8 protein-coding genes are annotated in these 9,742 nt (G+C 49.8%); 5 read left to right on the top strand and 3 right to left on the bottom strand.

Annotated features, from left to right (window positions below; translation table 11 throughout):
- The 5 genes from VFS25_RS25255 to VFS25_RS25235 form a co-directional block, all read left to right on the top strand.
- The coding region (locus tag VFS25_RS25255; protein WP_326464969.1) for a sulfatase-like hydrolase/transferase at positions 1-572 on the top strand (572 nt) is incomplete at its 5' end.
- 69 nt (positions 573-641) lie between these two features.
- Positions 642-1,646, top strand: coding sequence for a cellulase family glycosylhydrolase (locus VFS25_RS25250; RefSeq protein ID WP_326464968.1), 1,005 nt, complete (start codon positions 642-644; stop codon positions 1,644-1,646).
- On the top strand, positions 1,643-5,653 hold the full coding sequence (locus VFS25_RS25245; protein ID WP_326464967.1) for a hybrid sensor histidine kinase/response regulator transcription factor: 4,011 nt from the start codon (positions 1,643-1,645) through the stop codon (positions 5,651-5,653). The genes VFS25_RS25250 and VFS25_RS25245 overlap by 4 nt, the downstream gene beginning before the upstream one ends.
- A 130-nt stretch (positions 5,654-5,783) precedes the next feature.
- Positions 5,784-5,966 (top strand): hypothetical protein, encoded by a 183-nt coding sequence (locus VFS25_RS25240; protein ID WP_326464966.1) that lies wholly within the window; start codon positions 5,784-5,786, stop codon positions 5,964-5,966.
- Between the two features lie 26 nt (positions 5,967-5,992).
- Positions 5,993-6,679 (top strand): class I SAM-dependent methyltransferase, encoded by a 687-nt coding sequence (locus VFS25_RS25235; protein WP_326464965.1) that lies wholly within the window; start codon positions 5,993-5,995, stop codon positions 6,677-6,679.
- Position 6,680: 1 nt separating this feature from the next.
- On the opposite strand, the gene VFS25_RS25230 is transcribed toward VFS25_RS25235, so the two are convergent.
- Genes VFS25_RS25230 through VFS25_RS25220 form a run of 3 tightly spaced genes read right to left on the bottom strand, consistent with a single transcriptional unit; the run spans position 6,681 to position 9,400 of the window.
- Positions 6,681-7,643 carry a 1-phosphofructokinase family hexose kinase gene (locus tag VFS25_RS25230; protein WP_326464964.1) on the bottom strand — a complete coding sequence of 321 codons (963 nt, stop codon included), beginning with the start codon at positions 7,641-7,643 and terminating at the stop codon, positions 6,681-6,683.
- Between the two features lie 7 nt (positions 7,644-7,650).
- Complete coding sequence (locus tag VFS25_RS25225; protein WP_326464963.1) at positions 7,651-8,202, bottom strand: flavodoxin domain-containing protein; 552 nt, start codon at positions 8,200-8,202, stop codon at positions 7,651-7,653.
- A 55-nt stretch (positions 8,203-8,257) separates the two neighbouring features.
- Positions 8,258-9,400, bottom strand: a complete 1,143-nt coding sequence (locus VFS25_RS25220; RefSeq protein WP_326464962.1) for a S1C family serine protease — start codon at positions 9,398-9,400, stop codon at positions 8,258-8,260.
- Positions 9,401-9,742 lie beyond the last annotated feature (342 nt).

Below are 9,742 nucleotides of genomic sequence, written 5' to 3'. Positions count from 1 at the left end.
TTTCGGAAAATACACTGATCATATTCAGCAGCGATAACGGTCCTGTATTGAACGACGGCTATGAAGACCAGGCAGAGGAGCTGGTGGGCAGCCACCGGCCAGCCGGCATATACAGCGGCGGCAAATACAGTGCGCTTGAAGGCGGCACAAGAGTGCCCCACATCGCCTACTGGCCCGGTACAATAAAACCAGGCGTATCAAATGCCTTATGCTCGCATGTAGATATACTGGCGTCGCTGGCAGCCCTCACCGGACAGCAGCTGCCGCCCGGCGCTGCGCAGGACAGCCGCAACGAGCTGGATGTGCTGCTGGGCAGGTCAAAAAAGGACCGGGATGGCCTCCTGGAAGAGTCCTATACGCTTTCCCTGCGCAAAGGCAAATGGAAATACATTGCCCCGGTTGAAAAACCCAGGCCCGCCTGGATGAAGGGTAAGAAAATAGCCACCGGCCTGAAAACAGTTCCACAGCTGTATGATATGCAGCAGGATCCCGGTGAAACGCATAACGTGGCGGATCAGCACCCCGAAGTAGTAAAAGCGCTGAAAGCGGAACTTGAAAAACTTACAAAGTGAGAAAACAATAACATTATGTTTATAAAGAGATTTACAGCATTGCTGCTATGCAGCATAATGGCATGCTGCATGGCAGCTGCACAGGGCAGGTGGACAGCGGAGCAGGCCAACGCCTGGTACGCAAAACAGGGCTGGTTAAGAGGAAGCAATTTCCAGCCGTCTACCGCCATTAACCAGCTGGAAATGTTTCAGCCGGAAACCTTTGATACCGCCACCATTAACCGTGAGCTGGGCTGGGCGCAGGACCTGGGATTTAATGTAATGCGGGTGTACCTGCATCATTTGCTGTGGGCCGCAGATAAGGAAGGGTTTAAAAAAAGGCTCGATACCTATCTTGCTATTTCATCAAAGCATGGTATTAAAACCCTGTTCGTGTTCTTCGACGATTGCTGGAACGATACCGCCTGGGTAGGGAAGCAACCCGCACCGAAAACAGGCGTGCATAATTCAGGCTGGGTAAGGGACCCGGGCACCATGATCTATACCCATCCCGATACGCTCAAAGTGCTGGAAGCCTATGTAAAGGACGTGCTTACCACTTTTAAGAACGACAACCGCATCCTGCTGTGGGACCTTTATAACGAACCGGGTAATAACAAACAGTTCAATAAAAGCATGCCGCTGCTGCAGAAAGTATTCCAGTGGGCCCGGGAAGTAAGGCCTTCGCAGCCGGTGAGCGCCGGCGTGTGGAATGATGCGCCTGCGTTTAAAGCGCTCAACAAATTCCAGCTGCAAAACTCCGATGTGATCACCTACCATAATTATTCGTACATTGACAATCACCGTAATACCGTTGACACACTGAAAAAGTACGGCAGGCCGCTGATTTGTACGGAATATATGGCGCGCAGGAACGGCAGCCTGTTCCAGCTGATTATGCCCATGCTGAAACAAGAAAATGTAGGCGCCATCAACTGGGGATTTGTAAGCGGCAAAACCAACACCATTTATGCATGGGACACGCCTATGCCCGATGGAAAGGAACCGCAGCTTTGGTTCCATGATATATACAGGAAGGATGGAACGCCGTTCAGCAAAGAGGAGGTTGCGTTTATCAAGCAATTGTGCAGATGAGATCATTGATTGTTTATTGTTTGCTTTTACTATGCTGCCACGCCAGCGGGCAGCAGATACTTTTCCGGAATTATTCTGTTGCAGAAGGGCTGCCCTCCAGCACCGTACGGGCCATTGCCCAGGACGACCAGGGATATATGTGGTTTGGTACCAAAAACGGCATCAGCCGGTTTGACGGTTACCAGTTCAGGAACTTCCAGTATAAAAAGAACAACGCCACCTCCCTTGGCAATAACTTCGTGCACTGCATTACGCGGTTCGACAGCACGCACATTTGGATAGGAACGGAAAGCGGTATTTACATACTTAACCTGGAAAAAGAGCAGTTCTCGCATTTCGGCCCGCCGGAAGAGAGAACTGTTTTTGCTATCCTGCGCGATAAGGATGGCATTGTATGGTTCACATCACGGCTGAACGGGTTGTTCCGGTATGACCCCGTGAAAAAATCAATGGAGAATTTCACGGCAGGCAATTCCGCTCTTTCCGGCGACCAGGTAACCAGGCTGGCGCAGGATGATGATGGAAACATCTGGATAGGCACATTCGGGTACGGCATTGACATCTACCATCCCAAAACAAAATCTTTTACAAACCTGCGGTCGGCCAACAGCGGTTTAAGTGATGATTACATTAACGCCATCTACAAGGGACGTGACGGTACAATGTGGATAGGAACCATGAACGGTGGTTTGTGTAAATGGCAGGCGGAGCAGCGCACCTTCCGCGTATACCGCAATAACGGCAGCCCTTATTGCATTAAGGATAATATTGTGCGCGCACTGTGCCAGGTAGCGCCGGACAAAATTTACGTAGGCACGGAAAAAGGATTGAACGTGCTGGATCTTGCAACCGACCGGTTCATTGCCTACACCAACCAGGGTAATGATCCGTTCAGCATCAGTGATAACGCCGTTTATTCCATATTCCCCGACAGGGCGGGCACCATGTGGGTAGGCACATTCTTCGGGGGCGTGAATTACTTTAATGAAAAGGGACCTGCTTTTGAAATGTATTATCCCACGGGCGATGCGCATTCCCTCTCCGGCAGGGCGGTGAGCTGTTTCCTGGAAGACCGGCCGGGCATGCTGTGGGTAGGCACGGAAGACGGCGGCCTGCAATACTTTAATACCACTACAAGAAGCTTTCAGCAATATCCTTTTCTGCCGCAGCAACAGCCATTGTCGTATCACAACATTCATACGCTGATAAAAGATAAAGCAGGCAACATCTGGATCGGGCTGTTTGCAGGCGGCGTAAATGTGCTGGACCCCCGGACCGGGAAAGTAGCGCATTTCCAGCATGAGCCGGGTGATCTTCATTCCCTGAACAGCAACAATGTTTTTTGCATTTACCAGGATAAAGACAACAGGATATGGATTGGCACCGACCTTGGCCTGGACCGGTACGACAGTGAGCAGCGCCATTTCCAAAGAGTGCTGCAGGAAGATGTAAGCAATACGATCATCTACGATATTTATGAAGACGGTAATAAAACGCTTTGGTTTGCCACGTATAATAACGGCCTTATTTTCTATAACAAAAAAACAGAACAGTGGGGCAAAGTAGCGGGGGAGAATATGGACAAACTCACCTGCCTGTATGATGATCACCAGGGCAACCTGTGGATAGGCTCCGACGGCGGCGGGCTGCACCGGTACAACTTCAGAACAAAACAGGCAAGGCCTTACAATGATAAAGCAGGCATTGCCGCCAATGTAGTTTACGGCATTCAGCAGGATGATGCGGGGCTGATATGGATTACCACCAACAGGGGTATTTACAGCATTGATCCCGCAAAGGAAAAGGCGCGGCACTTTACCCGCCAGGATAACCTGCAAAGCCAGCAGTTTAATTACAAGGCCTTTTATAAAGCGTCTGACGGTAAGCTGTATGCAGGCGGTATCAAGGGGTTCAATGCCTTTTACCCCGAGAAGGTGCCGGCAGCGGCGGATAGCATACGTGTGTCATTTACAAACTTCCAGCTGTTTAACAGGCATGTACCTATATCGGAACACGGGCCGCTGTCAAAACAAATCAACTACACCAGCAAGCTGGTGCTGCAGCATGGCCAGTCTGTTATCAGCTTTGAATTTGCGGCGCTCAATTTCAATGCCCCTGAAAAGCTTGGCTACGCCTACAAAATGGAGGGCTTTGATCCCGACTGGAACTATGTAGGCGATCAGCGTAAAGCCACCTATACCAATCTATCGCCAGGTACTTACACGTTTAAGGTAAAAGCCACGGCAGATAAAAGTAACTGGAACGTGCCCGAGTCCACCATGGAGCTGATCATAAGGCCGCCGTTCTACAGGACCACGCTGGCATATATCATTTTTGCGTTACTGGTGCTGGCAGCAGCTTATGGCGCCTATAAATATTCCGCCGCCTATATCCGCAAACGGAACCAGATTAAATTGGAGCGGCTGAAGAATAAGGAGGAGCAGGAGTTTTATGCGCGCAAGATCGAATTTTTCACCGTGATGGCGCATGAAATAAGAACCCCGTTATCCCTCATCATTGCGCCTCTGGAAAAATTGCTGTCCATGAACAAATGGCAGCGGGATGAAAAAGAGCAGCTCACCATTATGGATGAGAATGCGGGCCGCCTGATGGACCTCGTAAACCAGCTGCTTGATTTCAGGAGGATAGAAGGCGACGCCTACCAGATAAAGGAAGAAGAAGTAGAGATCATATCGCTGGTACAGGCCATTTATTCCAGGTTCTCTTCCCTGCCTTACCAGAAGGATATTGCATTTACCATGAGCACCCGGGTAAGCAGGCTGCTGTTGCAGGCCGACCCCGAAGTGCTGAATAAGATATTAAGCAACCTGCTGATTAATGCATTCAGGTTTGCGCGGAAAAAAGTAGACATTGCCGTGTATGACGTGCCGGGAAGGGAAGGCGAAGCATCGCGTGTATGCATCAGCGTTGAGGATGATGGCATAGGCATTCCCGCGGCTAACATCCGGGACATTTTCAAAAAATTTTTTACTACAGGCCGGGAAGGGCATGCATACAGCAACCCGGGCGGGGCCGGCATAGGCCTGGCGCTGGCCAGCTCCCTGGCAGAGAAGCACGGCGGGCGGCTGCTGGTAGAAAGCAGGGAAGGGGAGAAGACTATCTTTACCCTGGAGCTGCCGTACATGGAGGGCAAACCGCAGCTACGGCAGCAGCCCGGCTATGAAGAAGGCGTTATCAATGAGGAGCTGCCTTTGCTGCTGATAGTAGAAGACGATGTGTCTATACAATCTTTCCTGGCCGCAAGCTTTTATGAAAGCGGTTACAATGTGCTTACGGCAGCCAACGGCAAGGCAGCCATGGAGCTGGTAGAAGCTAATTCCATTGACCTGGTGATTTCCGATATTATGATGGCGGAGATGGACGGCCTTGAACTATGCCGCCTGGTAAAAACCAATATCCAGTACAGCCATATTCCTTTTGTGCTGCTAACGGCCCGGGGTAACAGCGAGTCGGAGCTGAAAGGTATTGAAACCGGCGCCGACGCTTATATCATGAAACCCTTCAAATGGAAGCATGTTGCCGCTGTGGTGAAGAACCTGATCGCCTCCAGGGAACAGCTGCGGCAGAAGTTTTCAGAGCAGCCTAACAGCGATGTAAGCGTGCTGGCCACCAACAGCCGGGACAAGCAGTTCATGGAAAAAGTGGTAAGCATTATTGAAGAGCGGATTATTGATCCGCAGCTTTCAGTGGAGGAGCTGAGCAGGGATATGGCCATGAGCCGCTCTAACCTGCATAAAAAGCTGAAGTCCCTTTCGGGCTACGTACCCAATGAGCTGATTAAGCTGGTACGGCTGAAGCATGCCGCCAGGCTGCTGCACACCGGCAACCATTCTGTAGCAGAGATTGCTTATATGACCGGCTTTAGTTCCCCGTCTTACTTTTCAAAGTGTTTTTTACAGCAGTTTAAGGTAACCCCAAAGGAGTATGCGGAGAAGAAGGCGAAGCCGGGCGCGCAGGACCTGGAAGATTTGATGAAGCGCAGCTGAGGGACGTACTTTGTTTAAGGCGGGTCGCCTTGTTTTTGCCGGCCTGCGGGCGGGTGTATATGTTGCCGTCCAGTACAGGGCCATCTACCCGTGCATTGCAGGAAGAAACCTCCATCCATAAAAAGAAAAGATGAATACCCAGGAAAGCTGCAATAAGGCCGGCTCTGCCGCCATGCCGTATACGGAATGCCATGCGATTATTTTTAACCAGGGGCTAAATTATTATTTGCAGCAGTTTGCAGGAATGATCATGCGCAGCGCCGGGGATGATTTAAATCAGGTTATTGGAGCCAACTATCAAATAATTGTTTAAATTAGGTTTACAAAACCCCCAGGACCATGAAACCATTAGATTCCACTATTGAAAAACATTATGAAGCATCCTATTTTAATGACTATCAAAAAAGGATTGGCGAATTTGGAGGCGTAGCCAATAAGCTTAAATTCGAGCGCTACATAACGAAAGATGATGTGGTATTGGATTTTGGCTGCGGCGGCGGTTTCCTGTTGAAAAACCTGGATTGCCGGGAAAGGATAGGCGTTGAATTAAACCCGGTAGCCAGGGACTATTGCAACCAGGTAAATAAAGTGCTATGTGTTGAATCATTAGATGAAGTAGAAGACGAATCCATTGACGTTGTTATTTCCAATCACTGTCTGGAACATACTACTAGCCCCTTCCAGCTGGTTGCAGCGTTATATGAAAAACTGAAACCCGGTGGGAAAATTGTAATCGTGGTGCCCCATGACAGCTATACACGCAGGTGGTTTCCTAATGACATCAATAACCATTTATACAGCTTTAGCCCCATGAACCTGGGTAACATTTTGCAAGGCGCAGGGTTTAAACAAATACAATCCGAAGTCTTTTTATTTAAATGGGTGCCCTCCCGGTTCAGGGGATTTATTTGTAAGTACTTCGGCATGAAGGTATTTAACCAGTTAAGCTGGTTATACGGCAGGCTCGATAAGCGTTCGGTACAGGTAAGAGCAATAGGTGTAAAGGAATTACTTACCGGAGCCTGAATCACCCCGGGCAGCTGAGGGATGAGAAAGCGCCGTTTGCCGCAACATCAACAGCGGAATATAGGTTTAAGGCATCTTCCTTAGTGAATAAATGCGTGCCTGCATTCATGGTGGCGGCACTGCCGCAGGCTACGCCAAACGCTACGCAGGCGTGAAGCGGTTTGCCCTGTGCCAGCATAAAGGTAATGCCGCCCACCATGCTGTCGCCTGCGCCAACAGTGGTTTGTTTTTTCACTTCCGGCGCAGGAATATGTTCGCAGCTGTTTTTCGTAACCAGCATGGCCCCTCCGGGGCCCATTGATACTACCAGCACCTCGCAGGCGCCCTGGCTGATCACTGTTTTTGCGGCAGCGCCAACTTCCTCCCGCTGTAGATAAGTGGTGTTAACCAGGCTGCACAGCTCTGTAAGATTAACCTTGAGCAGGTATACTCCTTCCCGGGCTGCCAGCTGCAAAGGTTCGCCGGAAGTATCTGCAATGAGCTTTATCCCGTCTTTTTTAGCCAAACGGGCAATGCATGCGTAAAAATCATCCGGCACGCCGGGAGGCAGGCTGCCGCTGGCTACTATTATTTGCGGTATCGGGTAGCAGTTTCTTATTGCCGAAAGGCATTTTTCAACCTCCTCCTTCGTAAGCGGCCCGCCTGGCATTACAAAGCGGTATTGGGCATTGGTAGCTAGTTCTGTTACCGTGAAATTTTCACGGGTTTCTGCTGCAATGGGAATGGCCTCATAGCGAATGTGCATGGCAGCAAGCAGGTGCATCAACAGCTTCCCGTTGGTGCCGCCGGCAGGGAAAAGCGCCAGGCTATCCCCGCCCAGCACTTTAATGGCCCTGGCTACATTAATGCCACCGCCGCCGGCTTCTGTCATGGGGTGGCTGCAACGCAGCTTTTTCTCCGGTATTAATTTGTTCAGGACAGCGCTTCTGTCAATAGCCGGATTTATGGTTACGGTAACAATCATACTTCGGTTATTTAAACTGATTATAAGATGCAGCTTTAATATCCTCCCTGGGGTGAATACACTGTTCTTTTACTGCCTTGATAATACTTTCCAGGTGCTCCTGCTTTACATCATCATAATCTTTTATGATGGCGGGCGCTCCTGTTTTCCTGCTCATCCGGGCGCCTATTTTCAACAGTAGGCGGTCTGTAAAGGTTAGCTTACGGAACTCAAGCCGGCCGGGAAGAAAGTAAAACGTGCAGTGCTGCTGTATTTGTACCGGCACGTTCGTGCGAATAAAATTTTCCAGTTTGTCCCGCTCCTGTAATGGTGTACCGCATACTATAAAAATGAACAGCTTTTTATTCAGCAGCTTGGATTGATGGGCGGCAAGCCAGTTGCGCAGCTGTAACTTTCCAATGTAAATGCTGCTACCCATGATCACGTAATCTGCAGCCGCCAGTTCAGCGGTACGCTCATCTCCCGCTGTATATACCGGCAGGTCCAGCATGGTACCCAGCCAATCGGCATACTGGAAGGTAGCCCCATATTTCCCTTTATATATAATCACGCCTTTCATAGTTGTATTATTTAAAGATGTGATAATCTTTTTCACCGTTACCGTTTTAAAGTATTTACCGGTTAAAAGCGGTGGTATGGCCGTTTTCAAGTGGTACTGCCGGCAGCTGCAGCGCTTTGCCATTCCGCATTATGGTAATCATTACCTGCTTTCCGGGATATTGCAACAGCATGGCGTTGTTAAAGGTTTCTACCGTTATAACAGGCTGCCCTGCTACTGCAGTAATAACATCTCCTTTATGTATGCCGGCCAGCATACCGGCGCCGTCCTGCGCCAATCCGTTTACGTAGGCTCCTTGCACGTTCGGCATTTCCTGTAATTGTACGCCCAGGTCGGCGGGGCGGTGTACGCCGTAGCGGATTAAATCGTTACCTATCCTGGTAATTACCTCTGCGGGCAGGCAAAAGGAATAGCCGTTATAGCTGCCGTCGCGCGTGAAAATACCGGTGCTAAGCCCTATCAGCTCACCGTTCATATTCACTACCGCGCCGCCACTGCTGCCATTGTTGGTAACAGCATCCGTTTGTATATACGGGTACATGCCGGGTTTGCCGTCCGGGTTGCGGATGAACCTTTTCCTGGCGCTTATGATGCCTGCTGTTACAGTAAAGGGCAGGTTTAACGGGTTACCTACGGCCAGCACCCAGTCGCCTTCTTCCAATGAGTCTGTGCGGCCCAGTTTTACAAAGGGCAGTCCTTCTTCATCTATTTTCAGTATGGCAAGATCAGTCAGCGAGTCCACGCCCACCAGGCTGGCGCGGTAAATACGGTGATCGTATAAAACAGCGTCGAGGGAGCGGGTGTCCTTTACTACATGATAGTTGGTTACAATGTAGCCATTATCGCTCAGCAGCACACCTGATGCGCTGCCGACCGGCGATCCTGCAGCTGTATTCCACAGGTCTTCACTACGCAGCTTTTGATCAGAACGCGGGATATTCTTTATATCCGGTTTATAAGTGCATAGTATATGTACAACACCGGGCAATGTTTGGCGGGCTGCGTAATGTAAATCCGGTAATGGATTACGGGCGGCAGGCATTGCAGCAGTACCGGACTGCGCCTGCTGTTGTTTTTCCTGCAGGGAAACAAACGGTGTGGCCTGGCTTTGAACGGTCACATTTTTTTCCTGCGCCCATACAGCCGTTGCCAGCGAACTGCACAATATCAGGGCTGCTAACCGCAATGTTCTTTCCATGTTTTTTTATTTTAAGTAAAAGTACAGGTGTTGCTGTCCAGTGACAATGACAGCCATCAGTATATGAAATGACCTTTGTCAAAACGGGTATTTTTCATTTACTTCCTAGTGGTAGTAGCGTGGCCGCTGTATGTTAAACAGCTTGTATTATTTCATCAAACCATTATCGGCACGATGAACAGGATACGGGCTGAGGAAAACCACCTGTTAAGCCTGGGGGAGACTGCTAATGGCGAAAGTATTGCAACCGGCGGCAAAATTCTTATGGCAGCGGGCATGCTGATACTGCTGTTGCTGCTGCTGCTGTCGCTACTTACAATCGCCATTAAAATATTCACCGGC

It is taken from the genome of Chitinophaga sp., from assembly GCF_035761305.1.
In the GTDB taxonomy this organism is placed as follows: Bacteria; Bacteroidota; Bacteroidia; order Chitinophagales; family Chitinophagaceae; genus Chitinophaga.
This window is presented reverse-complemented; position numbering and strand designations above follow the sequence as displayed.